Genomic DNA, 26,645 nt, shown 5'->3' on the forward strand with positions numbered 1-26,645 from the left:
TGATTTTTGGCACGCTGTTGAGTTCTCAAGGAACGGACGCTTCCTTTGTACTCACCCTCTCGGGCTTTCCTCCGGGCTTTCGTTCTTGCGTTTCCCACTCTATCAGAGTGTTTCGCGCTTCGCTTTCCGGGTTCTTCGCTTTCGCGTTTTCCCTTTCCGGCGATTCCGACTCTATCAGAAGTTTTCCACCGGATTTCCCGGCTTCGGATTCCTGGATGAGGAGTCGGTGTGCCCCACTTGAATTGGATTCCCTGGGGGCGAAGTCGATTCTAAACCGTCGCTGCCGAACTGTCCAGTTCGAGGCAACCGTTCGAATCTACCTCCCCGGTCCGACCGTGTCAACGGTCTTTCCGGGACGACGAGGAGACTAGCAGCTCAGCCGGCGTGTACGCACATCAGGCGGCGGTGGGGAGGGTGGCCGTGCGGTCGGCGGCCTCCACGTCGCCCGCCTCGCCGGCCCGTGCGGCCCGGCCGCCCAGCACGTACACGTACGCCAGGAACGCGGCCTCGGCGGCGATGCCGATGCCGATCCGTGCCCAGGTGGGAAGGCCGGACGGGGTCACGAAGCCCTCGATCAGGCCCGAGACGAACAGGACGACCGCGAGGCCGATCGCCATGCCGAGGGCGGCCCGGCCCTGTTCGGCGAGGGCGGTGCGGCGGGTGCGGGGCCCCGGGTCGATGACGGTCCAGCCGAGCCGCAGGCCCGTCCCCGCGGCCACGAACACCGCGGTCAGCTCCAGCAGGCCGTGCGGCAGGATCAGGCCGAGGAACACGTCCAGCCGGTCGGCGGAGGTCATCAGGCCGATGCCGACGCCGAGGTTCACCATGTTCAGGAAGAGGATCCAGAGCACGGGGATCCCCAGGAACGCGCCCAGCACCAGGCACATCGCGGCCGCCTGGGCGTTGTTCGTCCACACCTTGGCGGCGAAGGAGGCCGCCGGGTGGCTGGAGTAGTACGTCTCGTAGCCGCCCCCGGGCTGCGTGAGCGCCTTCAGCTCCTCCGGCGCGGCGATCGCCGCCTGCACCTCCGGGTGCGTCGCGATCCACCAGCCGATCAGCGCCCCGAGCAGGGTGGAGAGCACCGCCGTCGGTATCCACCAGCGGCGGCTTCGGTAGACGGCGGCCGGGAAGCCCTCCGTGAAGAAGCGGGCCGCGTCGCGCCAGCTCGCGCGCCGCGCACCCGTCACGGTGGCCCGGGCCCGGGCCACGAGCTGGGTGAGCCGGCCCGTGAGCATGGGGTCGGGGGTGCTGGACTGGATGAGGGAGAGGTGCGTGGCGGTCCGCTGGTAGAGCGAGACGAGCTCATCGGCTTCGGCGCCGGTCAGCCGCCGGCCGCGGCCCAGCAGCTGTTCGAGGCGGTCCCATTCCGCCCGGTGGGCCGTGACGAAGACGTCGAGATCCATGCGGTTGCCGCTCCCCCTGCCCCTGGCCCCTGCCGCCGGGCGTCCTTCGGCGCTACTTCTTCCGTGGTCAGCTTGGCAGACTGAGTGGCCAAGGGGTGGGTCCGGGCGCGGGAAGGTGTGCAGCAGTGAGTGATCTGGTGACGGGGGACGCGGTCGTCCTGGGGCTGAGGCCCGCACGGCTGCCGAGTCGGGCCCTGGCCTTCTTCCTCGACCTGGTCGTGTACGTCACCGGCTACATGGTGATCACGGTCGGGCTGGCCTACGCGACCGCGTCCCTGGACGAGGCCGCGCAGGCCGCGGTCGCGGTCGCGGGCTTCCTGCTGGTGCTGGTCGGCGTACCGATCGCGGTGGAGACGCTCAGCCACGGGCGGTCGCTCGGCAAGCTGGCCTGCGGGCTGCGGGTGGTCCGGGACGACGGCGGTCCGGTGCGGTTCCGGCACGCGCTGGTGCGCGGGGCCATGGGGGTCGTGGAGCTGCTGCTCAGCTTCGGGTCCGTGGCCTGCATCGCCTCGCTCGTGTCGGCGCGGGGGAGGCGGCTGGGAGACGTGTTCGGGGGGACCCTGGTCATACGGGAGCGGGTGCCGGGGGCGCCGGTGATGCCGGTTCCGGCGCCCCCGCCGTGGCTGGCCGGGCGGTTCACGGGGCTGGACCTGTCGGCGGTGCCGGAGGGGCTGTGGCTGGCGATACGCCAGTACCTGACCCGGATGAACCAGCTGGACCCGCAGGTGGGTGCCGCGATGGCGGCGAAGCTGGCGGACGACCTGGTGGCCCGTACGGGGGCGCCCGCGCCGGCCGGGGTGCCGGCGGCGGCGTTCCTGATGGCCGTGCTGCACGAGCGGCAGTCGCGGGACGCAGCCCGGGCGTTCGCCGCGGGGGCCGGCATGCCGGGCGCCCTTCCGGGCGGGGCCGTGGGGGCGGCCGGTGCGTACGGGCCGCCCGTGGCGGTGCCCGCGGCGGCCGCGTGGCACACGCCCGCGCCGGCGCCGGCCTTCGCTCCCGCGCCCACGACCATGCCCGCGCCCGCCCCCGTGCCCGCGCCGACCGCCGCGGCCGCGCCGCCGTCGGGTGGCGAGCCGGTGCGGAAGACGGGGTTCGCGCCGCCCGCGTAGGGCTGTCGGTGGGGCCGCCTACCCTGCCGCCATGTCAGTCAACATCGATCTTGCATTCGACGTCACCGGTGTCGCCGACGAGGCGCAGGCCTGGGCGGTCGTCCGGGCCCTGACGCAGCTGATGTACGAGGAATGCGTCGAGAACCAGGTCACCCTGGGCGTGGCCGTGGACGACGGCGGCGCGTACTTCGTCTCCGGGGAGTCGGACTTCCCGCTGTGCGTGTCGCGCTTCTACCTCTGGCAGCCCGAGTTCGAGAAGTCCTTCGCGGCGACGGTCGCCGAGGTCGCGCCGGATGCGAGGCCGGCGGTCCGGTGGGGCTTTCCGGACGAGGAGTACTGACCGGATCGGGGACCGCGGCCGGTCAGGCCTGCGGCGGGAACGCCGACGGCGGGGTCTCCAGGTGTTCGAGCTCGATGCCCGGGGCCGACAGGACCACGTCCCCGGCCAGGTGGACCGTGTGGACCTCGCCGGTGTCCAGAGCGGTGACCCGGTACTCGTCGACGACGAGGGGCCCGCTGTCCGTCGCGTGCTCCGTGCGCCCGACGAGGGCCCAGGCCTGGTCGACCGTACGGGGGGCCAGCACCGGGTCGGTGAGGGCGACGAGCCGGACCCGGGTGGCGGGTGCCCCGAGGGCGGGCCGCAGCAGGCGGGCGGTGGCGACGAGGAAGGCCGGCGAGGTGCCGGTGAAGGCGGCCGCGCGGACGTTGCCCTCGGTGGCCTCGGTGCCGGTGGGGTCGGAGCGGACCCAGGTGACGCCGTCGATGGCGGCGCCCCGGACCTGCCAGCTCGCGGCGTTGACTTCGAGGCGGATGGGGCGGCCGAGTTCGTCGACGGCCAGGTCGACGGAGCCCCGGTGGTCGCCGTCGGGGCCGGTCAGCTGGGAGACGTAGCGCCAGCCGGAGGGGCCGGGGGCGCAGTTGAAGTGCTCCTCGCCGAGGGGGGTGCCGTCGTGGGGGTCGTGGAGCGAGTAGCGGCCGCGGGGCATGGGGCGGATTCCTCGGGTAAGGGGCAGGCCCCCGGCGACGCGCGCCGGGGGCCTGCCTGGGTGTGGTGCTGCTACCGCGGGGGTGTGATCAGTAGCGGTAGTGGTCCGGCTTGTACGGGCCGTCGACGTCGACGCCGATGTACGAGGCCTGCTCCGGGCGGAGGGTGGTCAGCTTGACGCCGAGGGCGTCGAGGTGGAGGCGGGCGACCTTCTCGTCCAGGTGCTTGGGCAGCGTGTAGACGCCGATCGGGTACTCCTCGGGCTTGGTGAAGAGCTCGATCTGGGCCAGGGTCTGGTCCGCGAAGGAGTTCGACATCACGAACGAGGGGTGGCCGGTCGCGTTGCCCAGGTTGAGCAGGCGGCCCTCGGACAGCACGATCAGGACCTTGCCGTCGGCGAAGGTCCAGGTGTGGACCTGCGGCTTGACCTCGTCCTTGACGATGCCCTCGACCTTGGCCAGGCCGGCCATGTCGATCTCGTTGTCGAAGTGGCCGATGTTGCCCACGATGGCCTGGTGCTTCATCTTGGCCATGTCGGCGGCCATGATGATGTCCTTGTTGCCGGTCGTGGTGATGAAGATGTCGGCGGTCTCGACGACCTCGTCCAGGGTGGTGACCTGGTAGCCGTCCATCGCGGCCTGCAGGGCGCAGATCGGGTCGATCTCGGTGATGATGACGCGGGCGCCCTGGCCGCGCAGGGACTCGGCGCAGCCCTTGCCGACGTCGCCGTAGCCGAAGACGACGGCGGTCTTGCCGCCGATGAGGACGTCGGTGGCGCGGTTGATGCCGTCGATCAGGGAGTGGCGGCAGCCGTACTTGTTGTCGAACTTCGACTTGGTGACGGCGTCGTTCACGTTGATCGCCGGGAAGAGCAGGGTGCCTTCCTGCATCATCTCGTACAGGCGGTGGACGCCGGTGGTGGTCTCCTCGGTGACACCGCGGATGTCGGACGCCAGCTGCGTCCACTTCTGCGGGCTCTCGGCGAGCGTGCGGTTGAGGAGGGTCAGGATGTGGCCGTACTCCTCGGAGTCCGCCGTCGACGGGTCCGGAGCCTCTCCGGCCTTCTCGAACTCGACGCCCTTGTGGACGAGGAGGGTGGCGTCACCACCGTCGTCGAGGATCATGTTCGGGCCGCCGGTGGGGGTGTTCGGCCAGGTCAGCGCCTGCTCCGTGCACCACCAGTACTCCTCCAGCGTCTCGCCCTTCCAGGCGAAGACCGGGAGGCCCTGCGGGTTCTCCGGGGTGCCGTTCGGGCCGACGGCGATGGCGGCGGCCGCGTGGTCCTGGGTGGAGAAGATGTTGCAGGAGGCCCAGCGCACCTCGGCGCCCAGGGCGACCAGGGTCTCGATCAGGACGGCCGTCTGCACGGTCATGTGCAGCGAGCCGGTGATGCGGGCGCCGGCCAGCGGCTGCGCCTCCGCGTACTCGCGGCGGATCGACATCAGACCCGGCATCTCGTGCTCGGCCAGGGTGATCTCCTTGCGGCCGAAGGCGGCAAGGGAAAGGTCTGCGACCTTGAAGTCCACGGGTGCTGCTCCTCATGGTTCGAGAGGTGGGTACGGCTGAGCCGCGCATCGCCTGGGGCGGTGCACCGAGCACTCAGTCCGTCGGGGGCCCTCTCTCCCCTCGGCCGGTCGTGAGGACCGCCCGACCGCCATCAGCAGCGACGCCTGACACTGGTGTCGAATCTACACCGATCACCGGGCGGACCCCAGTGGATCGGGGAAAGAGATCAAGAAAAAGAGACCGGTCGGTCCGGTATTCGTGCCTGGGGGCGGCTGCGATGCGCGGATCCGGTCCGGTTCCGTACGCTTCCGGCCACCACACATATGCGGAAGGGCGGATTCATGGGGCGCGGGCCGGGGCGGGGACTGGGGATCTGGGCGAGAGCGCTGCTGGCGCTGGGGACGGTGATGGTCGCCGTGCCGGCGGTATGGGCGCTCGCGGTGAACCAGCAGGCGGTCCGGGGGTACTCGGTGCCCTCGGAGAGCATGTATCCGGCGTACCGGCCCGGGGACATCGCCTATTTCGCGCTGGGCGACGCCGCAGAACTGGGCGTCCGGCGCGGGGACGTGGTGCTCTTCGACGCTCCCGGGTGGCGGCTGGGAGGCCCGGGGATCAAGCGGGTGGTGGCGCTCGGGGGCGACCGGATCGCGTACCGCGCGGGGGACGCTGCGCTCCGGCTCAACGGGCAGCCGCTGGAGGAGCCGTACCTGAAGGACCGGCGGCTGCCGGCGGCCGTCTCCTTCGAGGTCACGGTGCCGGAGGGCCGGATGTTCGTGATGGGGGACAACCGCGGGAACTCGCTGGACTCCGCGTTCCGCACCGGCGACCCGGGCCACGGCTCCCTCCCGCTGTCGGCGGTGACCGGCAAGGCCGTGGAGCGGCCGACGGCGCTGATCGTGGCCGGCGGCGTCATGTTCGCCGGCTTCGCCGTCCTTCTGGTCGGCGGCGGTCTCGGGACCGGCGCGTGGGTGGTCCGGCGGCGGGCCCTGCGGTGCGGGGCGGCAGCGCCGGAGGCGGAGTCGCGGGTTCCGACGGCTCCGACGCCCTGACCCGGGCCAGCAGCCGGGGCGCTCCGCGGGAGGTGTCGGCCGGCGGTTGGCTGCGGGTCCGTTGCGGCTGGTCGCGCAGTTCCCCGCGCCCCTTTGGGGCGCTGCCGAACCGGAGAAGCCCCCGCAGCGTGTGCTGCGGGGGCTTCTCCGTGAGCAGTGGGGCCCGGGTCAGTGGGTGGCGGGGCCGCCCGGGGTGGCGGCCGGGTCGTTGCCCGCGGCCGCCGCCTCCTCGCTGTAGATGTCCGGCTCCAGGTAGATCACGCGGGCGATCGGGACCGCCTCGCGGATGCGGGCCTCTGCCGCGTCGATCGCCGCGGCGACGGTCGCCGCCGAGTCCTCGTGCCGGACGGCGATCTTGGCGGCGACGAGGAGCTCCTCGGGCCCCAGGTGCAGGGTCCGCATGTGGATGAGGCCGGTCACGGTCTCGTCGTCGACGACCGCGGCCTTGATCTTCTCGATCTCCTCCAGGCCCGCGGCCTCGCCGAGCAGCAGGGACTTGGTCTCCACGGCCAGGACGATCGCGATCAGGATGAGCAGGGCGCCGATGGCGAGGGTGCCGATGCCGTCCCAGACGCCGTCGCCGGTCAGCAGGGCGAGGCCGACGCCGAACAGGGCGAGCACGAGGCCGACCAGCGCGCCGAGGTCCTCCAGGAGGACGACCGGCAGCTCGGGGGCCTTGGCCCGCTTGACGAACTGGCGCCAGGTGAGGCCGCCGCGGATCTCGTTCGACTCCTTGATCGCCGTGCGGAAGGAGAAGCTCTCCGCGATGATCGCGAAGGCCAGGACGCCGATCGGCCAGTACCAGTCCTCGACCGGGTGCGGGTGCTTGATCTTCTCGTAGCCCTCGTAGAGGGCGAACATGCCGCCGACCGAGAACAGGATGATGGAGACCAGGAACGCGTAGATGTAGCGCTCGCGCCCGTACCCGAAGGGGTGTTGCGGAGTCGCCTCGCGCTGGGCCTTCTTCCCGCCGAGCAGCAGCAGGCCCTGGTTTCCGGAGTCCGCCAGCGAGTGGACGCTCTCCGCGAGCATCGACGACGAGCCGCTGAAGACGAAGGCCACGAACTTGGCTGCCGCGATGGCGAGGTTGGCGGCAAGTGCCGCCACGATCGCCCTGGTACCGCCCGACGCACTCATGGGTGCCTGATGTCCCTTCCTCGGTACGGCGGCCCTGGCCGGGGCGCCGCGCTACGGCCGCACATTCTTGCAGCCGCCGGCGCGGGCTCCGGTCCGGGCGGCGGCGTCAGAGGACGACGGTGGCGCGGTAGACGGTGCCCGTCCCGGACAGTTCGGCCTCCTCGCCGGCCGGCACGAACACCGACTCGCCGGGGGCGAGGGCCAGTTCACCGGCCTTCGGGCGGCCCGCCGCGCACAACAGGATCTGCGGGGCGCCGGAGGGCAGGGTGCGGGGTGCGGCGCCGGGGGCGAGGGTGAAGCGGGAGAGCCGGAACTCGTCGATGGGGGTCTCGTAGACCTCCTCGCCGTTGCCCTCGGGGCGCAGCAGTGCCGGGTCGCCGGGCTCGAAGCGGACGATCCGCAGCAGTTCGGGCACGTCGACGTGCTTGGGGGTGAGTCCGGCGCGGAGCACGTTGTCGGAGTTGGCGAGCAGTTCGACGCCGAGGCCGTCGAGGTAGGCGTGGGGGACGCCCGCGCCGAGGAACATGGCCTCGCCGGGCTGGAGTCGGACGTGGTTGAGCAGCATGGCGGCGATCACGCCCGGGTCGCCGGGGTGGTGGTGCACGAGGGTGGCGTACGGGGTGTACGGGCCACCGAGCCGTTCTGCGGCGGCCGCGGCCTCGGCGACGGAGTGGGCCATCTCGGCGCGGTCGGCGGTGAGTACGGCGGTGAGCATCTCGCGCAGGGCCGCCTCCTCGGGGTGGGCCCGCAGCAGGTCCACGTACGGCTTGAGGGAGTCGACCTCCAGGCCGGCGAGGAGCCGGGCGGCCTCCAGGGGCGGGCGGAAGCCGCACAGCCCCTCGAAGGGGGTGAGCGCGCAGAGCACCTCGGGCTTGTGGTTGGGGTCCTTGTAGTTGCGGTGGGCGGCGTCCATGGGGATGCCGCGGCGCTCCTCCTCGGCGTAGCCGGCGCGGGCCTGTTCCCGGTCGGGGTGGACCTGGAGGGAGAGCGGGGCGCCGGCGGCGAGGATCTTGAAGAGGAAGGGCAGGCGGGGGCCGAACTTGGCGACGGCGGCGGCGCCGAGCTCGCGCTCGGGGTCGGCGGCGATGACGTCCGCGAGGGTGGTTTCGCCGGCGCCGCGGTCGAGGCGGGAGGGCGCGCCGGGGTGGGCGCCCATCCACAGTTCGGCCTGGGGCTCTCCGGTGGGCTCGACGCCGAGGAGCCCGGGGATCGCGGTGGTCGATCCCCAGGCGTAGGGGCGGATCGTGTTCGTCAGGCGGTCCATCGTCGTCCGTCTTCCTGGATGTAGGGCAGGCACGGGACCGTGCTCAGCCGTGTCCCCGGGTGGCCGCCAGCGCGAGGTAGGCCGTGGCGAAGTCCGTGACGGCGAGGAGTTCCGCGAGCTGTTCGAGCTCGCCGCCCTCCTCGGGTTCGAGCTCGCTGATGGCCGTGTCGTGGCTGAGGGCGAGTTCACGCGCGGCCGGGGCGGCGGAGAGTCCGCCCGTGGGCCGGTCGCGCAGCAGGACGACGCGGGCGTGCAGGGCTTGCGGCTCCTCGACCCGGTCACGGAAGAAGTCCTCGGGGTCGGCGCCGGCCGCGAAGGCTCCGGCGAGCAGCACACCGTGGGCGGGGAGGGCCTCGGGGAGGTCGGCGGCCAGGGCGGGGCGGCCGGCGAGCTCGGCGAGGGTGGCGGCGAAGCGGCGGCCGGCCGGGCCGGCGCCGGCGCCCTCGCTCCAGATGAGGGGGAGGGAGTCGGCGAGCTCGGCGGCGAGGGTCTTGGCGGGGTTGGAGTAGGTGGCGATGGCCGGGCCGCAGCGTTCGGCGGTGCGGTCGAGGCGGTCGGCGACGCGCTGGAGGGCCTCGGGGTCGGCGGTGATCAGGCCGACCTTGTCGAGGAGCAGCAGGAGCGGGGTGAGCAGGGCCCACAGCGCGCCGGGGCCGGCGGCGGCGGACTCGTCGTACTCCTGGTACGGGGCCTTGGCCATGGGGACGAGGAGTCCGTGGGCGGCGTCGACGGCCTCGGTGAGCGGGGAGCGCTCGGGGGCGACGGCGACGACGGTGCAGCCGCGCCGGTAGGCCTGCTCGGCGAGGACGGCGAGGCCGGGTTCGGCGCCGTCGGTGGTGGTGATGAGCAGCAGGTCGACGGGGCCGGCCCAGCCGGGCAGGGTCCAGCGCAGGGCGCCGGGGGCGTGGGCGACGCCGGTGGGGTGCAGCCGGGTGACGGGGGCGGAGGCTCCGGCGAGGGCGCCGAGCAGGTCGGCCACGCCGGTGGCGGCGGTGCCGGGGCCGGCGATGAGGACGGCGCGGGGCCGGCCGTCGGGGCGCAGGTCCGCCAGGCCTGCCTCGCCGGCGTGCCGGGCTGCGGTGCGGACTCTGGCCCCGGCCTCGGCGGCGCCGCGGAGCAGGCCGCGGCGGTCGGCGCGGGCGAGCTCCTCCGGTGCGTCGAGGAGCGACTCGTCGAGCATGGCGGCCTCCGGCTGGTTCAGAAGGGCGGGCGACTCGGTTGCTCGGGCGCCCGGCGCTGCGACGGGCGCCCTGTGCGTCGTGCGGCTGGTGCGTACTCAGGCGGGGCGGCGGGCCTCGTCCACGAGGAGGACCGGGATGCCGTCGCGGACCGGGTAGGCGAGGCCGCAGTCCCGGCCGGTGCAGATCAGCTCGGGAGCCGTCTCGTCGGCCGACTTGTCCTCCAGGGGAGAGTGGCAGGCGGGGCAGGCGAGGATCTCCAGAAGGCCGGCTTCGAGCGGCATGGGGCGCTTCCCTTCGAACATGCGGATTGGGCGAGGTCAGCGTACCGCCGGGTCGCGTCTCGCGCGGCCCGGCGGTGGCGCGGCCCGGTCGGGCGCGGGCCGGCCCTGGGGCGGGCCGGTCGGGCGCGGGCCGGCCCTGGCGCGGCCCGGTCGGGCGCGGGCCGGTCGGATGCGGGCCGGTCGGGCGCAGTCCGGCAGTGGCGCGCTCCGGCCGGGGCGGGCCGGCCTGGGGCGGGCCGGCCCTGGGGCGGGCCGGTCAGGCGCGGACCAGGGCGAGGACCTCGTCGCGGACCCGGGCGAGGGTCCCGGGGTCGCGGGCCTCGACGTTGAGGCGCAGCAGCGGCTCGGTGTTGGAGGGGCGCAGGTTGAACCACCAGTCGGCGGAGGTGGCGGTGAGGCCGTCCAGCTCGTCGAGGGTGACGCCGTCGGTGCTGCCGTACACGGCCTTGACGGCGGCGATGCGGGCGGCCTGGTCGGCGACGGTGGAGTTGATCTCGCCGGAGCCGGTGTAGCGGTCGTAGGAGGCGACGAGGCCGGAGAGCGGGCCTTCCTGGCCGCCGAGGGCGGCGAGGACGTGGAGCGCGGCGAGCATGCCGGTGTCGGCGTTCCAGAAGTCCTTGAAGTAGTAGTGCGCCGAGTGCTCGCCGCCGAAGATGGCGCCGGTGCGGGCCATCTCCTCCTTGATGAAGGAGTGGCCGACGCGGGTGCGGACGGGGGTGCCGCCGTTCTCGCGGACGACCTCGGGCACGGACCAGGAGGTGATCAGGTTGTGGATCACGGTGCCGGTGCCGCCGTTGCGGGCGAGCTCGCGGGCCGCAACGAGCGCGGTGATCGCGGACGGGGAGACGCCCTCGCCGCGCTCGTCGACGACGAAGCAGCGGTCGGCGTCGCCGTCGAAGGCGAGGCCGAGGTCGGCGCCCTCGGCGCGCACGCGGGCCTGGAGGTCGACGATGTTCTTCGGGTCGAGGGGGTTGGCCTCGTGGTTCGGGAAGGTGCCGTCGAGCTCGAAGTACATCGGCACGAGCTCCAGCGGCAGGCCGTCGAAGACGGTCGGGACGGTGTGGCCGCCCATGCCGTTGCCCGCGTCCACGACGACCTTCAGGGGGCGGATCCCGCCGACGTCGACGAGCGACTTGAGGTGTTCGGCGTAGCCGAGGAGGGTGTCCTGCTCGGTGACGGTGCCGGGGGTGGTGCCCTCGGGGACCGCGGGGAGGCCTTCGTCGGACCACTTCTCGACAAGCTCGCGGATCGTCGCCAGGCCGGTGTCCTGGCCGACGGGGGCGGCGCCGGCGCGGCAGAGCTTGATGCCGTTGTAGCGGGCCGGGTTGTGGGAGGCGGTGAACATCGCGCCGGGCAGGTCGAGCTTGCCGGAGGCGTAGTACAGCTGGTCGGTGGAGCACAGCCCGATCAGGGTGACGTCGGTGCCGCGGGCGGCGGCGCCGCGCGCGAAGGCGGCCGACAGGCCGGGCGAGGAGGGCCGCATGTCGTGGCCGACGACGATCGCAGTGGCGGCGGTGATCTCGACGAAGGCGGCACCGAACAGCTCGGCCAGCGATTCGTCCCACTCGTCGGGCACGACGCCGCGTACGTCGTACGCCTTGACGATGTTCGAGAAATCTGCGGCCACTGCCTGCCCCTCCTGAATGGTCCTGTGCGGTGGCCCAACCTACCGTGCAGGGAGATCGTCCGATCGGGCCGCGGTGTTCACGGAAGGGACGGCCGCCGGGAGTCGGCGGCTGTCGGGAGTAGGCGGCCGTCGGGAGTCGAGGGCCGTCAGGAGTCGGGGGAGCGCAGCACCCGCAGGTGCCCGCGGCGGGTCTCCCCGCCGGATGCCGGGCCGCCCTGGGCGGGTCCGCGGCCGGCCTCGGCGGCGCGGTCCTGCGGGCGGGCCGCCTCGCGGACGGCGTTGGCCAGCGCTTCGAGGTCGTCGCCGCTCGGGCGGGACGGGCCCGACCCGTCGGTCAGGCGCACGACGTCCCAGCCGCGGGGTGCGGTCAGACGCTCGGAGTGCTCGGCGCACAGGTCGTAACAGTGGGGTTCGGCGTACGTGGCGAGCGGGCCGAGAACTGCGGTCGAGTCGGCGTAGACGTACGTCAGGGTCGCGACGGCAGGGCGGCCGCACGCGGTGCGCGAACAGCGACGTACAAGGCTCACGACGTTGGACGGTACCGCACTCTTGACCGGGCCGCGACGACTCTCCCGCCGGTCACTCCCCCGTGTCGCCCCCGCGACGGGGCCCGGCGGCCCCCGAAACGCCCCGGTCGGGGCCCGTTTCGGGGCTACGCTGCGGGGGTGACCGACAGTCCCGTGCCACCCCGCGCACCGCATCCCGCAGAACCCCCGGCCGAGCCGCGCGTCCGCCGCCGCGACCGGCACGGGCGGGGGATGCGCGGCCCGGTGGCCCCGCCCCAGGTGCCGCTGTCCGCGAGCCGGGCCGAGCTCTTCGGAGACCTCGTACGGGATTCGGTGGAGCGGCTGGAGCGGCGCTGGCCGCAGCTGGCGGAGGTGGAGTTCCTGGTCGCGGACGTGCCGGGGCCGCCGGGCGGGCCGGACGCCGGCTGGAGCGACGAGGCGGTGCCGCTGGGTGCGCTGTCGGAGGCGTCGGGCCCGGGGCGGCCGGCGCGGATCATGGTGTTCCGGCGGCCGGTGGAGATCCGGTCGAAGACGCGGGACGACCGGGCGCTGCTCGTGCACGAGATCGTGGTGGAGCAGGTGGCGGAGCTGCTGGGGCTGTCCCCGGAGACGGTGGACCCGCGGTACGGGCAGGACTGACGCCGCGCACACGACGTCACGCGTGCGATGCCGCGCGCACGGCGTCACGCGTACGACGCCGTGCGCGGCGCGGGGGCGCGCCGCGGCCGGCTACCGGGTGAGCACCGAGAGGTCCTGGACGGCCCGGGGCACCGGGACCATGCCGCGGTCGTCGGACAGGGTCTGGACGGTGAACATCACGATGCCCTCGTGGGGCAGCGTCAGGGTGCGGGCCGCGTGGACCGGGCCGCCGGAGAGGGTCTCGACCGTCAGCGCGTAGGCGCCCTTCGCCCCGCCCGGGGCCAGGGAGACGGTCTGCGTGGTGCCCGCCTTGACGGTGGCCTCCTTCGCGGCCGGCTCGCCCGCCTCCGTCCCCGGCGAGGCCGTGACCTTGACCTTCGCGTCGGCGCCGACCGCGGTCAGCGACAGCACGCTCGCGTTCTCGTCGGCCCGGTTGTCGGCGACGGTGGCCCGCGCCCCCACCGGTCCGGCGGCCGGTACGAAGGCCAGCTCCTGCTTGGCGCCGCTGCCGCGGACCACGCGCAGCGCCGCCACGACCGGTACGGCCTTCTTCGGGTCGGCCGGGGCCAGCAGCAGCGAGCCCGCCTCGCCGCGGGTGACGTTCCCCAGGTCCACGCTCGCCGTCATGCCGGCCTTGAGGTGCAGCTGCTCGTTGCCGGCGGGGCTGATCGGGCCGTTCGGGCCGGCCAGCTTCACGGAGAGGTCGGCGTCCTCCTCGCCGGGCGCGAACGCGACCAGCTTCACGGAGGTGGCGTCCGCGGGGATCCCGGGCAGCACCTGTGCGGGGGCCGGGTCGGCGGAGGCCGGCAGCCAGTCCGCCCCGACGCCCTCCTCGCCGGCCTGGAGCGAGGCGCCGACGCGGCCGGCGCGGGTGGTCACGTGGGCGGTGACGTCGGCGAGCTCCTTGCCGGGCGCGAGGGAGGCCAGCGAGATCGCCTTGGTGGAGCGGGGGTCGATGCGGATGTTCTCGCTGACCCCGGTCTCGTCCTTGACCGCGCCGTCCGGGCCGAACATCTTGATGTCGATCACGGCCGCGGTGTCGTCCGGGTTGGTGAGGTGCACGTAGTCCTCGCGCCCCTTGGCAGTGCTCGCGCCGGGGAACCAGAAGTCGGTGCCTGGGGCGGTGCAGCCGACGCCGAGCAGGCCGCGGGCCCGGCCCACCGAGACCTTGGTCGTCTGCTGGGCCGTCCAGCCGGGGGCGAGGACGCCGTCGGCGATGCCGGCCAGGCCGGGGGCCTCGGCGCCGGAGGCGGTCGCCCCGGCCGGCCTGCCGCGCTCCTTGAGCTCCAGGACGGGCTTGGCCTCCTTGGCGGCGCCGAGCAGGCGGGCCGAGCCCTTGCCGCCGCCGGCCGCGCCGGGGGTGATCGCCGTGTACGTGGTCTCGGCGATGTCGGAGGAGCTGGGCGCCGGGCAGACCAGCTCGGACCGCTCGACCGGCATCCGGGCCGCGGCCGCCTTGGCGCCGTCGGCTGCGGCCGGGGCGGCGGGCGCGGTGAGGTGGGCGAGGCCGGCGAAGGCGGCGAGGGCCGCGGCGGCGGCCGCCAGCGTCAGGGGTGCGCGCTGCTTCACTGCTGGTGGCTCCCGTCGGGACGCTGGTCGTGCTGTCCGTAGGCGTCGTACGGCTGCTGCTCGTACGGGTGCGGGTCGTAGGGCTGCGGGGTGTACGGCTGGTGTGGCTGCTGCGGGTGCTGGGGCTGCTGGGGCTGCTGGGGGTAGGCCTGGTGGAGGTCGTGGCCCTGCGGGGCGTGGCCCTGCCGGTCGTACGGGTACTGCCCGTGGTCCGCTGCGGCCTGGGCGGGTACGTACGGCTGCTGCGCGGCCTGCTGCCCGTAGGCCTGGCCCTGGTCGGCGGAGCCCTGGCCGGCGTACGGCTGGTCGCCGTACACCTGGCTCCCGTAGCCCTGGTCGCCGTAGCCCTGGTCGCCGTACGACCGGTACGCGTAGGCCTCCTCCCCGTAGACGGGCTGCGCGGGGATCCCGGCGTACGGGTCGGCGACGGCTCCCGCGGGCTCGGCCGCGGCGCCGGCGGCGGGAGCGGCCGCCCCGTCGGTCTCGGCGCGCAGGCGGCGGGCCCGGCGGCCCTCGCCGGCCTCGCCGGGGGCGGGCCGGTCGGCGGCGGCGTCCTCGTCCGGCAGGTCGTCGTCGAGGCTCACCCGGCGGCCGGGCAGGGCCATCACGAGCAGCAGCAGGACGAGCGCGCCCTGCGCCCAGTGCCAGGCGGTCCGGGGGAGGGAGTCCTCGTGGACGAGGTCGAGGCGGCCGCCGGCGGCGGGCAGTTCGAAGCCCTGGGCCCAGCCGTCGAGGGTCTTGGCCTTGAGCGGCTCGCCGTCGAGGGTGGCCCGCCAGCCGGGGGCGGCGCTGTCGGCGATGCGCAGGACGCGGCCGGCCTCGCCCGCCGGGATCCTCGTGTGGGCCTCGACGGGGCCGGAGGCCACCGGGATCGGGGCCTCGCCCGGCTTGCCGGAGACGATGACGGCGCGGGCGACCTGGCGGTCCACGCGCCACAGGGCGGCGCCGTCGAGCTGGCTGAGCCGGCTGAGGCCGGGGGTGGTGTCGAGGACCTTGTGCATCTGCTGCGGGGCGCCTCCCCCGCTCTCGGCCCCGCCGGGGCGGGGGGACCCCGAGCGGACCAGGACGTAGCGGATGCCGTATCCGCTGAGCTGGTCGCTCTGGTCGGCGCCGGAGCCGGCGACGAGGCTGGAGACGACCTTGTCGAGGGCCGGGGTGCTGCCGGCCGCGGCGGCGATTTCGGCGTCGCCGAGGCTGCCGCCGGAGCCGTGTACGAGGGTGTAGGAGACGGCGGCGGGCGAGCTGCCGCCGAGGACGAGGGTGCGGGCCTGGTCGCGGGTGCCGCCCTCTTCGGCGACGAAGGCGGGAACCTGGACCGGGTTGCGCCGCTCCAGCGGGCCGGCGGCGCCGGAGAGCGCCCAGCCGGCCGCGGCGAGGAGCGGGCCGGCGGCGGCCGCGAGGGCGATCAGGGCGGCGGCGGGCTGGCGCCAGCCGAAGCTGCTGGCGGCGACGCGCTCCTTGGCCCCGTCCGCGCCGACGGCGGCAGCGGCGAGCAGGGCGAGCCCGTGGACGAGGACGGCGGGTCCGGCCCAGCCGGTGCGGCCCAGGACGACGGCGAGGGCCAGCGCGGCGAGGGCGGCGGTCCAGGCGGCACGGACGGCGAGCCGCCGCTCGGCGCGCAGCAGGGCGGCCAGGGCGGCGAGGACGATGCCGAGGAGGATCAGGCCGCCGGGGGTGCGGGGGCCGCCGGGGCTGAGGCCGATGAGGTCGAGGGCGCCGGCCTGGCCTGCGGCGCCGGGCAGGCCGGCCTCGTCCAGGAGGCGGCCCGGGTGCCGGAGCAGGCCCGTGGACCAGGGGGCGAGGACGAGGAGCGGGACGGTGAGGGAGGCGAGCAGCCGCAGCCCGTACGCCTTCCACTCGGCGCGGCGCCGCACCACCGCGGCGGTGCCGAGGACGGCGGCGAGCGGCCACACGACGGGGGTGAAGGCGGTGGCCAGGGTCAGCAGGAGGGTGTACGTCCACACCGTGCGCCGTCCGCCCCGCTGCTCGGGGGCGCCGGCCGCGGTGCCGGCGGCGCCGAGGCCGAGGGCGGAGACGGCGGAGCGGGCGAGGAGCGGGAGCAGGATCGCGAGGACGGCGGTGCCGAGGCGGCCGCCGGCGAGGGCTCCGGTGACGGCGGGCAGGAAGGCGTAGGCGACGGCGGCCCAGGCGCGCAGCAGCCGGGAGCCGACGAGGGGCCGGGAGGCGAAGTAGGCGGTGAGTCCGGCGAGCGGGACCGAGCAGACGAGCAGCAGGGTCAGGGCGGCGTCGGTGGAGCCGAGGAGCAGGGTGGAGAGGGCTCCGAGGACGGCGAGGTACGGGGGTGCGCCGGCGGTGGATCCGGTGCCGACGGGCTGCCAGTCGCGGGTGTAGCGGTGCCAGAGGTCGAGGCCGCTGTCGGGGGCGGGCAGCAGGGCTCCGCCCATGAGGGAGCCGCCGCCGATGAGGCCGCGGCAGGCGATGACGGAGACCAGCAGGAGGAGGGCGAAGAGGAGGGGCGCGGGGTTGCGGGCGATCCGCTTCAGGCGCGCGAACTGTTCGACGTGGAGGTAGTCGGCGTCCTCGCCGCCGGGGCCGGACTCGACGGCTCCGCCGTGCCGGCCGACGGCGGCGGCGCTGTCGGTGTCGCGGCCGCTGCCGAGGTATCCGGCGAGCTGTTCGGCGCCGGCCCGCACGGTGGCACCGGGGGGAGGGAAGAGGGGGCGCAGTTCCTTGGCGGGGACGGCGGGGCGGCCGCGCCGGCGGCGGGCGCCGAGGAGGCGGCCGGGGCGGAGCAGGGTGGCGAGGAGGCCGGTGAACTCGTCGACGGCCTGGCCGGGGGCCTTGCCGACGAGGTAGGCGAGGGTGCGCAGCACGGTGCCGGTGATCAGGCGCAGCAGGACGTACGGGAGGGCCCGGCCGGAGGTGTTGGCGAGCATCGTGTAGACGGCACCGGCCTTGTCGACGCGGTGCGGGCTGACGGCGCTGCGGCCGGCGCAGTCGACGGTGCGGCGCTCGCGGGCGGCGGCCTCGGCGTGCCGCAGGACGGCGTCGGGGGCGACGAGGACGGTGTGGCCGGCGCTCTGGGCGCGCCAGCACAGGTCGACGTCGTCACGCATGAGGGGGAGGCGGCGGTCGAAGCCGCCGAGGTCGTCGTAGACGTCGCGGCGTACGAGCATGCCGGCGGTGGAGACGGACAGGACGTGGCGGACCTGGTCGTGCTGGCCCTGGTCCTGTTCGCGGCGGTCGAGGCCGGTCCAGCGGCGGCCGCTGCGGGCGATGGTGACGCCGGCTTCGAGGAGCTGCTTGTCGTCGTACCAGCCGCGCAGTTTGGGGCCGATGACGGCGGCGTCGGGGTTCTCCTCGGCGACACGCAGCAGTTCGGTGAGGGCGTCGGGCTCGGGGGCGCTGTCGTCGTGGAGCAGCCACAGCCACTGGACGGGTTCGCCGTGGGGAAGGTCGGGGAGGTCGTAGGTGTCGTCGCGCCAGGTGCGGCTGACGGGGTCCCAGCCGCTGGGGCGCTTGAGGTAGGGGAGGTCCTCGGGGGTGAGGGTGCCTGCGGAGCGGGCGGCCTCGTCGACGGCGGCGCCGAATCCGGTGCGGCGGGCGAGGTGGAGGACGCGGTCGTCGCCGAGGGCCTCGGAGAGCAGCCGGGCCGAGTCGTCGGCGCTGCCGGTGTCGGCGGCGACGTGGTTCTGGGCGGGGCGTTCCTGGCCGAGGAGCCCGGCGAGCGTCCGGGGGAGCCAGCGTGCCCCGTCGTGGGAGACGAGGACCGCGGTGACGACGTGCCGGGGGAACTGGGGAGTGGCGTCAGCCTGGTAGGAGGCCGTCGACTGACTGTGCAGGGACATCGCTCTACTGGCCCTCCGGCCTGGGGGTCCCCCCGGGCGGCCGGAGGGAGGATCCGGGGGTGGTGTGCCCCTCGGAGGCTGCTGGACAGCGCCACACTAACGGCTGGGAACACGCCGGTCCGCCTCCTGCGGGGAAGGTGCAGGAGGCGGACCGTGTGGTGTGCTTGTGGAGTTGTCCGGCGGGTGGCGGGAGCGGTCAGACGGCGGCCTTTTTCAGCCTGCGGCGCTCGCGCTCGGACAGGCCGCCCCAGATGCCGAATCGCTCGTCGTTGGCGAGGGCGTACTCAAGGCATTCGGAGCGGACTTCGCAGGCGAGGCAGACCTTCTTGGCCTCGCGGGTGGAGCCGCCCTTCTCGGGAAAGAAGGACTCGGGGTCGGTCTGAGCGCACAGGGCGCGCTCCTGCCATCCGAGCTCTTCGTCCGCTTCCTCGACCAGCAGTTCCTGAAACAGCTCGGTCATGTGCGCCCCTCGCTCTGTCTGTGCATCCCCGTGGTGGCGTCGTTACTCATCGCTACGTAACGACACGAGTGAAATTACAAGTGGGGGGCTCCAGCGCAGTCAAGCTGGGATCTGCTATTGGGGCCCTTATTCACTCTGCGGAACCAAGGCTATGCAGAAAGTGATCAAATCGCCAAAAATCGTGACACAAGCCACTGACGTCCAACCGCGCCCACTTCACCCGCAATCGACGCGGCACCCTGCGGACCGGTTGCAATCCGGCCAAAGAAGCGGCACAGATCACATTCCGATCACGAGTTGGCATCGCACGTTTGAACGGGGCAACAGCGGTACCCGCAGCGCCATCTCCCCGGTCGAGGGGTGCACAAACCTTTCTCCGATCGTGTTAACCGGATCAGATGAACCTTTTCCGCCAAACCGGTCATTGAGTTGACAGTCCGGCCCCACACCCGCTCTCCTTATCTCCATGTCAGCGACCGCAGCCACCAAGAGGACCCCCGTTCGTGGGTTCCTGTGTGCTGCCCAGGTCCGCTGTTGCTGTTGCAGCTGTTGATGCCTCCGGAGCCCCCGGCTCCCCTGAGCTCCGGCCACCCCCACAGCAACCGCCAGCACCCCTGACATCCCCGAGGACCCCCGCGATGCGCACCCCCGCACCCACTGCTTCCGCTTCCGTTTCTGTTGCTTCCGTTTCTGCTTCGGCTTCCGCTTCCGCGACCGCGGCCGGCCCGGTGGCCGACCGCCCGGCGGTCACGGAGAGCGACCTCCAGATCGCCGGTGACATCCTCGCCGTCCAGCACCTCCTCCAGCCCGCCCGCGAACACCCGACCACCGTCGCCGAGTTCGTCGGCCTCGCCCGCTCCATCGCCGAGGACCGCGCGAGCTGGCAGCACCTCGTCCGCTACGACGCCACCACCCGCTGGTACCACCGCCTGCGCACAGTCCCCCAAGCTCTCGGCTCCGCTCGAGCAGGGGGTGCCCCCATCGGCTACGAGGTCTGGCTGCTCAGCTGGGTCCCCGGCCAGGGCAGCGGCCTGCACGACCACGGCGCCTCCTCCGGCGTCCTCACCGTCCTCGACGGCGCCCTCACCGAGCACAGCACCCGCGGCGCCCTCACCCTCCGGGCCGGCTCCCAGCGCGTCTTCGCCCCCGGGTACGCCCACGAGGTCGTCAACGACAGCCTCGACGGCGCGATCAGCCTGCACATCTACTTCCCCGGCCTCACCGAGATGCCCATGCACAACTGCTCCCCCGCCCGGCCCGAGGCCCTCTCCGTCTGACCGGGCGCGCCTGACAGTCCCGCCGGTCGCCCGACCACCGCCCCTCAAAGGACAGCCTGCGGCTGACAGTCCCACCCGTCGCCCGACCACCGCCCCTCAAAGGACAGCCTGCGGCTGACAGACTGTCTGCATGCGCATTGTTGTTCTGGCCGGCGGTATCGGCGGCGCCCGTTTCCTCCGCGGACTCAAGTCGGCAGTCCCCGACGCGGACATCACGGTCATCGGCAACACCGGTGACGACATCCACCTGTTCGGGCTCAAGGTGTGCCCCGACCTCGACACCGTCATGTACACCCTCGGCGGCGGCATCAACGAGGAACAGGGCTGGGGCCGCACCGACGAGTCCTTCACCGTCAAGGAGGAACTCGCCGCGTACGGGGTCGGACCCACCTGGTTCGGCCTCGGCGACCGCGACTTCGCCACCCACATCGTCCGAACCCAGATGATCGGCGCCGGCTACCCGCTGAGCGCCGTCACCGAAGCCCTCTGCGACCGCTGGCAGCCCGGCGTCCGGCTGCTGCCCATGTCCGACGACCGCGTCGAGACCCACGTCGCCGTCACCGACACCGGCACCGGCGAACGCCGCGTCATCCACTTCCAGGAGTACTGGGTCCGGCTGCGCGCCTCCGTCGACGCCGAGGCCGTCGTACCCGTCGGCGCCGAACAGGCCAAGCCCGCACCCGGCGTGCTCGAAGCCATCGCCACCGCCGACGTCATCCTCTTCCCGCCGTCCAACCCGGTCGTCTCCGTCGGCACCATCCTCGCCGTGCCCGGCATCCGCGCGGCCGTCGCCGCCGCCGCGGCGCCCGTCATCGGCCTCTCCCCCATCGTCGGCGGCGCCCCCGTACGCGGCATGGCCGACAAGGTGCTGGCCGCCGTCGGGGTCGAAGCCACCGCCGCCGCCGTCGCCCGCCACTACGGCGCCGACCTCATCGACGGCTGGCTCGTCGACACCGCGGACGCGGACGCCGTCGCCGAAGTGGAAGCCGCCGGGATCGCCTGCCGGGCCGTGCCGCTGATGATGACCGACCTCGACGCCACCGCCGAGATGGCCCGCGCCGCACTGGCCCTGGCGGAGGCCGCCCGGTGAGGGTGCCCCCGCCGCCGTCGCCCTCGTACGAGGTGTGGGCCGTCGCCGGGATCCCGGAAGTCCGACCCGGCGACGACCTGGCCCGACTCGTCGCCGACGCGGCGCCAGAACTTCGCGACGGCGACATCCTCCTCGTCACCTCGAAGATCGTCTCCAAGGCGGAGGGGCGCATCGTCCGGGCCGACTCCCGCGAAGAAGCCATAGACGCCGAGACCGTACGGGTCGTCGCACGCCGCGGCCCGCTGCGGATAGTCGAAAACCGGCAGGGCCTGGTCATGGCCGCCGCCGGCGTCGACGCCTCCAACACCGAACCCGGCACCGTCCTGCTGCTGCCCGAGAACCCCGACGCCTCCGCGGCCGCAATCCGCGCCGGACTGCGCGAACTGCTCTCCGTCGACGTCGGCGTCATCGTCACCGACACCTTCGGACGGCCCTGGCGGACCGGGCTGACCGACGTGGCCATCGGCGCCGCCGGCGTCCACGTCCTCGACGACCTGCGCGGCGGCACCGACGCACACGGCAACCCGCTCAGCGCAACCGTCGTCGCCACCGCCGACGAACTCGCCGCCGCCGGCGACCTCGTCAAGGGCAAGGCCGCCGGACTGCCCGTCGCCGTCGTACGCGGGCTCGGGCACATGCTCGGCGACGGCAGCACCGCCGCCCAACTGGTCCGGACCGCCACCGACGACATGTTCCGCCTCGGCACCTCCGAAGCGGTACGGGAAGCCGTCACACAGCGCCGCACCGTACGGGCCTTCACCGCCGAACCCGTGGACCCCGCCGCAGTCCGGCGGGCCGTCGAAGCCGCCGTCACCGCCCCGGCGCCCCACCACACGACACCGTGGCGGTTCGTCCTGCTCGAATCCGAGGCCGCGCGGCGCGAACTCCTCGACGCGATGCGGGACGCCTGGATAGAAGACCTGCGGCGCGACGGCAAAACCGAGGAATCCATCACCAAACGGATCCGGCGGGGGGACGTCCTGCGGAACGCGCCGTACCTGGCCGTGCCCTGCATGGTCATGGACGGTGCGCACACGTACGGGCACGCCCGGCGGGACGCCGCCGAACGGGAGATGTTCGTCGTCGCGACCGGCGCCGGCGTGCAGAACTTCCTGGTCGCGCTGGCCGGAGAACGGCTCGGGTCGGCGTGGGTGTCGTCGACGATGTTCTGCCGGGACGTCGTGCGCAAGGTGCTGGGGCTGCCGGAAGACTGGGAGCCGATGGGGGCGGTGGCCATCGGGCATCCCGCCGCGGCGCCGCGCGAGCGGGTTCCCCGCCCCGCGGACCCCTTCATCGCCGTCCGCTGACCCACCCCGACCGGGCACGTCCGCCGCGGCCGGGCCGGCTCCCGCCCGCCGCGGGCCGGCTCCCGCCCGCCGTGGCCGGTCGCGGGCTGCCCGGTGCCCGTCTGCGGGCCGTGGGGGCTGATCGCGCCGTTCCCCGCGCCCCTGAGGCATCGACCCGCCCGGCAGCGGCCTTGCGGGCGCGGGCATGTGCCTCCCGGTGCGGTGCTTGGCTGCGGGCCCGTGGGGCTGAGCGCGCCGTTCCCCGCGCCCCTGAGGCGGCGGCCCGTGTGGCAGCGGCTTGCGGGCGCGGGCATGTGCCTCCCGGTGCGGTGCTTGGCTGCGGGCCCGCGGGGGCTGGGGCGGCGGGCCGTGTGGGAGTGGTTTTGTCAGAGGTGGGCGATGTCGTTGCGGTACATGCGGGGGGCGCGGCGGGGTGGGGTGCGGCCGGCCAGGAGGATCAGGCGGGCCGCACGGTGGCGCTGGCCCGCGTACGGGGCGAGCAGTTCGAGCATGGCGGCGTCGTCGGCGTCCCGGTCGCCGGCCAGGGCGTAGCCGATGATGCCGGGCAGGTGCAGGTCGCCGGTGGTGACGGCGTCCGGGTCGCCGTTGCTGCGCTGGAGGGTTTCGGCCGAGGTCCACGGCCCGATGCCGGGAACGGCCTCCAACCGGGCCGCGGCCGCCCCCTGCGGCATGGCGGCGGCCTCCTCGATCCGGGCCGCCACCCGGACGGCCCGCACGATGGTTCCGGAGCGCTTCGCGTCGACCCCGGCCCGGTGCCAGTCCCAGGACGGGATCAGCGCCCAGGTGCGGGCGTCCGGCATCACGTACATGTCCGGGGTTCCGGGGTTTCCGTGGCCCGGCGCGGGCTCCCCGAACGCGCGGACCAGGCGGCGCCAGGAGCGGTACGCCTCGTCGCTGGTGACCTTCTGCTCCAGGACGGTCGGGATCAGCGACTCCAGGACCAGCCCGGTGCGGGTCAGGCGCAGGCCGGGGCGGTTGCGGTGGCTGGCGTGCACCAGGCGGTGGCGGGGGACGAAGACGGAAGGGTCGTCCTCCGCACCGAGGAGCGCGGGCAGGCCGTCGAGGATCCACTCCGCGCCGGGGCCCCAGGCCTCGGCATGGACCGTGCCGGTGGCGCGGTCTGCGGCGACCCGCAGCGTGGCGGGGCCCAAGGGGGTGCGGCTGGCGCGCCAGACGGAGCCGTCGGCGGTGACGCGGAAGGTGGGGTCGTGGGGGCCGCGGCGCAGCGGGCCCAGCGTGAGGCCCAGGTCCACGGGGCCCTCGGGGGTCCATACCCGGCGCCGGGATCCGGCCGCTGCCGGGGTACCGGTGCCTGTGCCGGTGCCGGTGGATGCGGGCACGGTGGTGCGGCCGCCGCGGACGGCGGTGCGGGTCAGGGGGTCGAAGCGGCCGGCCATGCCATGAGGGTATCGCCGGGCGTGTGGGGGCCTGCCGCGTGCCGGTGCGGCCCGGGGGCCGCGCCCGCGGGTCCGGGTCCGGCTGCGGGCCGCGGTGGCAGATCGCGCAGTTCCCCGCGCCCCTCAGGCACCGCCCCGCGCTGCACCGGCCTTGCAGGCGCAGGCATGCGCCTCCCGGTGCGGCCCTTGGCTGCAGGCCGTCGGAGGCCGATCGCGCAGTTCCCCGCGCCCCTGAGGCATCGCCCCGCGCTGCAGCGGCCTTGCAGGCGCGGGCATGTGCCTCGGGATGTCCCACGCTTCCAACGCCGTGCCGCACGGGACACCCCCCAGGGGCGCGGGGAACTGCGCGATCAGCCAACCACGGCCCGCGGACGAACACCGGACCCGGAGGCCCACCAGGGGCGCGGGGAACTGCGCGGTCGGCCGCCCGCGGGTCGCGGTCGGGCGCCGGGTCCGGAGGCCCGGGTAGGGGCGCGGGGAACTGCGCGGCCGGGCGGCGGCGAGGGTCAGCGGCCCTGGAGTCTGGCTGAGGCGGTGCGGGTCGGCGGGAGCTGGCCGTACAGGAGTTTGCCGGGGCATTCCGTGGCGAAGCCGTCCCGGTGTCCGGAGATCACGTTCATCTTCACGCTGCTGCCCTTGGCGTACAGGTTCCCGCCGCCCGACTTGAGCGTGGTCACGGCCCGCGGGTCCCGGTTGAACAGTCCCAGCTTCCAGGCCGTGAGCGCGGCCACCGAGTCCACGGCGGCGGCCGGCGGGGCGGTGCTCGCGAACGTGCCGATGACGGCGATGCCCATGCTGTCGGTGTTGAAGCCCATGGTGTGTGCGCCGAGCACCGGCCTGGTGACTCCGCCCGCCCGGCCTTCGTACACGGTGCCGCATTTGTCGACGGCGAAGTTGTAGCCGAAGTCCCGCCAGCCGGCGCTGACCACGTGGTAGCGGTACAGGCTGCGCAGCACGGCGGGGGCGTCCTTGCAGGCGTAGTTGTTGCCGGAGGCGGTGTGGTGGACGAAGGCCGCCTTGACGGTGCTGGTGTAGGCGAAGGCCTTCTCGCGCAGGGACTCGTCGGCGCCCCAGCCCAGCCGGGTGATGATGCGGGGGCGCGGGCCGATGTACGGGGTGCTGCTGATGGCGCCGTCGCCGGAGAGGGCGGCGTCGGCGATGGAGTCGTCCCGGTTGAGGGCGGTGATCTCCTTGGCGCCGAGGGGGGCGTGCGGCATGTTGGCGGAGGAGGCTTCCGCCGTGGCCGTCGACAGGCCGGGCAGGGCGACGGTGTCGCCTTTGTCGTCGTCGCCCGGCCCGCCGGCCGTACCGGCCGTACCGGTCGCGTCGTCCGTGCCGTTCTTGGCGTCTCCGGCCGCCGGCGGGTCGGCGGTGCCCGGGTCGACGAGTTCGATGCGCAGGCCGGAGGGGAGGTGGGAGGCCGTGGGGGTGGCACGGGTGGCCGTGGCCGGGGTCGGGGTGCCGGGTTCCGCCTGGACGCGGACTTCGATGCCGTCGGATTCGCCGACCCACAGCGGGGCGGTGCTGCCGCGGATGCGGCCGGTGCCGCGTTCGAGCGCTTCGGGGTCGGGGGCGTGCTCGCTGTTGTGGGTTTCGACGTCCTGCCAGCCGGACCAGGTCCCGGTGCTCGTGGAGCGGGTACGGACCTGGACGCGGCCGAAGAGCTGGGTGCCGGCGTCGTCCCAGACGACGCCGACCATGGAGAACCTTTCGACCTCGCGGGCGGCGAGGCCCCGCGCTTCGGGCAGGCGCGGTGAAGTGCTCATGCCGGGGATGCCGGGTGGGCGGTCGGCCGCGGGCCCGAGGGGGGCGAGCGGCAGGGACCGGGTGGAGCCGGCGGGGGCCGTGGGGGAGGACTCGGCCAGGGCCGGGGTGGACAGGGCGAGCGGCAGGGCGAGGGCGGCGGCGGTCGCGACGCCGACCGCGGAGGCAAGTGATCCACGCATGCAAGCGATGCTGGGCACACGCACAACGAACCGCCATCGGAGAGCTGACGGCCCGTCTGCTCGCCGCGGGGTGCGGCTCCCCCGGTCGGGTGAGCCGCGGGCCGCCGTACGGGCGAGGGGCCCGCGTACGCTGGGGCGGGTGAACGCTTCTGACCGCACCCCTGCCGACCTGCTGCGATCCGCGCTCGCCGCCGATCCGGGCCGCCCGCTCGTCACGTTCTACGACGACGCCACGGGCGAACGCGTGGAATTGTCCGTCGCCACCTTCGCCAATTGGGTGGCCAAGACCGCCAATCTGCTCCAGGGCGATCTCGGCGCCGAGCCCGGTGACCGGCTCGCGCTGCTGCTGCCCGCGCACTGGCAGAGCGCCGTGTGGCTGCTGGCGTGCGCGTCGGTCGGGGTGGTCGCCGAGGTGGGCGGGGATCCGGCGGACGCCGATCTGGTGGTGAGCGGCCCCGACACGCTGGAGGAGGCGGCTGCCTGTTCGGGCGAGCGGGTGGCGCTGGCGCTGCGGCCGCTGGGCGGGCGGTTCCCGCAGCCGCCGGCCGGGTTCGCGGACTACGCGGTGGAGGTGCCGGGGCAGGGCGACCGGTTCGCGCCGTTCGTCCCCGTCGACGCGGAGGGGCCGGGGCTGGTGGTCGGCGGCGAGGAGCTGTCGTACGCCGGGATCGTCGGCCGGGCCCGCGAGGACGCGGCGGGGCTGGGCCTGGGCCCGGGGGCGCGGGTGCTGTCCGGGCTCGGCTACGGCACGTGGGACGGGCTGTCGGCGGGGCTGTTCGCGGCCTTGGCGGCGGGCGGGTCCGTGGTGCTGTGCCGGCATCTGGACCGGCTGCCGGCGGAGGGCCTGGCGCAGCGCACGGAGGCGGAACGGGTCACCCACACGGTGCGGTGAGTCCGGTGCGGTGAGCCCGGCGCGGCAGCCCGGCGCCGTGACCGCCGTGCCGTGACCGCCGTGCCGTGAGTGCCGTGTCGTGAGTGCGCCGATCTTTCACCCGTTCGGGTCTGGACAAGGGGCCGCCCCCGGGCCGCGTCCCTGCCGCGGAGGCAGGATGCTTACGGCCGTGCGTACACCCGTACGGCCTCCTGCCCACGCGGCGAGGGAC

The 26,645-nt window shown here is 74.3% G+C and carries 22 protein-coding genes; 8 read left to right on the forward strand and 14 right to left on the reverse strand.

Annotation, left to right across the window (positions count from 1 at the left end; genetic code table 11):
* Positions 1-395: 395 nt before the first annotated feature.
* Complete coding sequence (locus tag ACIQUT_RS19780; RefSeq protein ID WP_403564213.1) at positions 396-1,403, reverse strand: stage II sporulation protein M; 1,008 nt, start codon at positions 1,401-1,403, stop codon at positions 396-398.
* Between the two features lie 125 nt (positions 1,404-1,528).
* Here ACIQUT_RS19780 and ACIQUT_RS19785 point away from each other — a divergent pair, with 125 nt between their 5' ends.
* Both ACIQUT_RS19785 and ACIQUT_RS19790 read left to right on the forward strand, forming a co-directional pair.
* Positions 1,529-2,512 carry an RDD family protein gene (locus ACIQUT_RS19785; protein WP_403564214.1) on the forward strand — a complete coding sequence of 328 codons (984 nt, stop codon included), beginning with the start codon at positions 1,529-1,531 and terminating at the stop codon, positions 2,510-2,512.
* A 31-nt stretch (positions 2,513-2,543) separates the two neighbouring features.
* Positions 2,544-2,852: a hypothetical protein gene (locus ACIQUT_RS19790; protein WP_403564215.1), complete on the forward strand. Its 309-nt coding sequence runs from the start codon at positions 2,544-2,546 to the stop codon at positions 2,850-2,852.
* Between the two features lie 22 nt (positions 2,853-2,874).
* Here ACIQUT_RS19790 and ACIQUT_RS19795 read toward each other — a convergent pair whose 3' ends face one another.
* Together ACIQUT_RS19795 and ahcY are read right to left on the reverse strand one after the other, a co-directional pair.
* Positions 2,875-3,498, reverse strand: coding sequence for a hypothetical protein (locus ACIQUT_RS19795; protein WP_403564216.1), 624 nt, complete (start codon positions 3,496-3,498; stop codon positions 2,875-2,877).
* Between the two features lie 88 nt (positions 3,499-3,586).
* Entirely contained in the window at positions 3,587-5,023 is a 1,437-nt protein-coding gene (gene ahcY / locus ACIQUT_RS19800) for an adenosylhomocysteinase (RefSeq protein ID WP_403564217.1), read from the reverse strand.
* Positions 5,024-5,344: 321 nt separating this feature from the next.
* On the opposite strand from ahcY, the gene lepB reads away from it, so the two are divergent.
* The gene (gene lepB / locus ACIQUT_RS19805) at positions 5,345-6,052 is read left to right on the forward strand and encodes a signal peptidase I (protein ID WP_403564218.1); all 708 of its coding nucleotides are present in this window, start codon (positions 5,345-5,347) and stop codon (positions 6,050-6,052) included.
* Between the two features lie 168 nt (positions 6,053-6,220).
* On the opposite strand, the gene ACIQUT_RS19810 is transcribed toward lepB, so the two are convergent.
* The 6 genes from ACIQUT_RS19810 to ACIQUT_RS19835 form a co-directional block, all read right to left on the reverse strand.
* Entirely contained in the window at positions 6,221-7,189 is a 969-nt protein-coding gene (locus ACIQUT_RS19810; protein WP_403564219.1) for a cation diffusion facilitator family transporter, read from the reverse strand.
* Between the two features lie 106 nt (positions 7,190-7,295).
* The gene (gene manA, locus ACIQUT_RS19815) at positions 7,296-8,453 is read right to left on the reverse strand and encodes a mannose-6-phosphate isomerase, class I (RefSeq protein ID WP_403564220.1); all 1,158 of its coding nucleotides are present in this window, start codon (positions 8,451-8,453) and stop codon (positions 7,296-7,298) included.
* A 43-nt stretch (positions 8,454-8,496) separates the two neighbouring features.
* On the reverse strand, positions 8,497-9,633 hold the full coding sequence (locus ACIQUT_RS19820; RefSeq protein WP_403564221.1) for an SIS domain-containing protein: 1,137 nt from the start codon (positions 9,631-9,633) through the stop codon (positions 8,497-8,499).
* A 96-nt stretch (positions 9,634-9,729) separates the two neighbouring features.
* Complete coding sequence (locus tag ACIQUT_RS19825; RefSeq protein WP_054222355.1) at positions 9,730-9,915, reverse strand: Trm112 family protein; 186 nt, start codon at positions 9,913-9,915, stop codon at positions 9,730-9,732.
* A 256-nt stretch (positions 9,916-10,171) separates the two neighbouring features.
* Positions 10,172-11,542, reverse strand: coding sequence for a phosphomannomutase/phosphoglucomutase (locus ACIQUT_RS19830; protein ID WP_403564222.1), 1,371 nt, complete (start codon positions 11,540-11,542; stop codon positions 10,172-10,174).
* 146 nt (positions 11,543-11,688) lie between these two features.
* Positions 11,689-12,069, reverse strand: coding sequence for a DUF3499 domain-containing protein (locus ACIQUT_RS19835; protein WP_403564223.1), 381 nt, complete (start codon positions 12,067-12,069; stop codon positions 11,689-11,691).
* 138 nt (positions 12,070-12,207) lie between these two features.
* Here ACIQUT_RS19835 and ACIQUT_RS19840 point away from each other — a divergent pair, with 138 nt between their 5' ends.
* Positions 12,208-12,687 carry a metallopeptidase family protein gene (locus ACIQUT_RS19840; RefSeq protein WP_403564224.1) on the forward strand — a complete coding sequence of 160 codons (480 nt, stop codon included), beginning with the start codon at positions 12,208-12,210 and terminating at the stop codon, positions 12,685-12,687.
* 90 nt (positions 12,688-12,777) lie between these two features.
* Here the strand turns inward: ACIQUT_RS19840 and ACIQUT_RS19845 are convergent, their stop codons facing one another.
* The 3 genes from ACIQUT_RS19845 to ACIQUT_RS19855 form a co-directional block, all read right to left on the reverse strand.
* Positions 12,778-14,256 (reverse strand): DUF5719 family protein, encoded by a 1,479-nt coding sequence (locus ACIQUT_RS19845; RefSeq protein ID WP_403564225.1) that lies wholly within the window; start codon positions 14,254-14,256, stop codon positions 12,778-12,780.
* Positions 14,253-18,065: a glycosyltransferase family 2 protein gene (locus ACIQUT_RS19850; RefSeq protein WP_403564226.1), complete on the reverse strand. Its 3,813-nt coding sequence runs from the start codon at positions 18,063-18,065 to the stop codon at positions 14,253-14,255. Before ACIQUT_RS19850 ends, ACIQUT_RS19845 begins: the two co-directional genes overlap by 4 nt.
* Before the next feature lie 196 nt (positions 18,066-18,261).
* Positions 18,262-18,525, reverse strand: a complete 264-nt coding sequence (locus ACIQUT_RS19855; protein ID WP_003983763.1) for a WhiB family transcriptional regulator — start codon at positions 18,523-18,525, stop codon at positions 18,262-18,264.
* A 728-nt stretch (positions 18,526-19,253) separates the two neighbouring features.
* Between ACIQUT_RS19855 and ACIQUT_RS19860 the strand changes: the two genes are divergently transcribed.
* The 3 genes from ACIQUT_RS19860 to ACIQUT_RS19870 all read left to right on the forward strand — a co-directional run bounded on the left by ACIQUT_RS19860 (position 19,254) and on the right by ACIQUT_RS19870 (position 22,199).
* On the forward strand, positions 19,254-19,802 hold the full coding sequence (locus tag ACIQUT_RS19860; protein ID WP_403564227.1) for a cysteine dioxygenase: 549 nt from the start codon (positions 19,254-19,256) through the stop codon (positions 19,800-19,802).
* A 130-nt stretch (positions 19,803-19,932) separates the two neighbouring features.
* A complete protein-coding gene (gene cofD / locus ACIQUT_RS19865) occupies positions 19,933-20,892 on the forward strand; it encodes a 2-phospho-L-lactate transferase (RefSeq protein ID WP_403564228.1) in 960 nt (319 codons plus the stop codon).
* The gene (locus ACIQUT_RS19870; protein ID WP_403564229.1) at positions 20,889-22,199 is read left to right on the forward strand and encodes a coenzyme F420-0:L-glutamate ligase; all 1,311 of its coding nucleotides are present in this window, start codon (positions 20,889-20,891) and stop codon (positions 22,197-22,199) included. The genes cofD and ACIQUT_RS19870 overlap by 4 nt, the downstream gene beginning before the upstream one ends.
* A 365-nt stretch (positions 22,200-22,564) precedes the next feature.
* On the opposite strand, the gene ACIQUT_RS19875 is transcribed toward ACIQUT_RS19870, so the two are convergent.
* Entirely contained in the window at positions 22,565-23,596 is a 1,032-nt protein-coding gene (locus ACIQUT_RS19875) for a DNA-3-methyladenine glycosylase family protein (protein WP_403564230.1), read from the reverse strand.
* A 506-nt stretch (positions 23,597-24,102) separates the two neighbouring features.
* A complete protein-coding gene (locus tag ACIQUT_RS19880; RefSeq protein WP_403564231.1) occupies positions 24,103-25,542 on the reverse strand; it encodes a peptidoglycan recognition protein in 1,440 nt (479 codons plus the stop codon).
* A gap of 139 nt (positions 25,543-25,681) precedes the next feature.
* On the opposite strand from ACIQUT_RS19880, the gene ACIQUT_RS19885 reads away from it, so the two are divergent.
* The gene (locus tag ACIQUT_RS19885) at positions 25,682-26,434 is read left to right on the forward strand and encodes a TIGR03089 family protein (protein ID WP_403564232.1); all 753 of its coding nucleotides are present in this window, start codon (positions 25,682-25,684) and stop codon (positions 26,432-26,434) included.
* Positions 26,435-26,645: the final 211 nt, after the last annotated feature.

This window comes from Streptomyces sp. NPDC090445, assembly GCF_044769385.1.
In the GTDB taxonomy this organism is placed as follows: domain Bacteria; phylum Actinomycetota; class Actinomycetes; order Streptomycetales; family Streptomycetaceae; genus Streptomyces.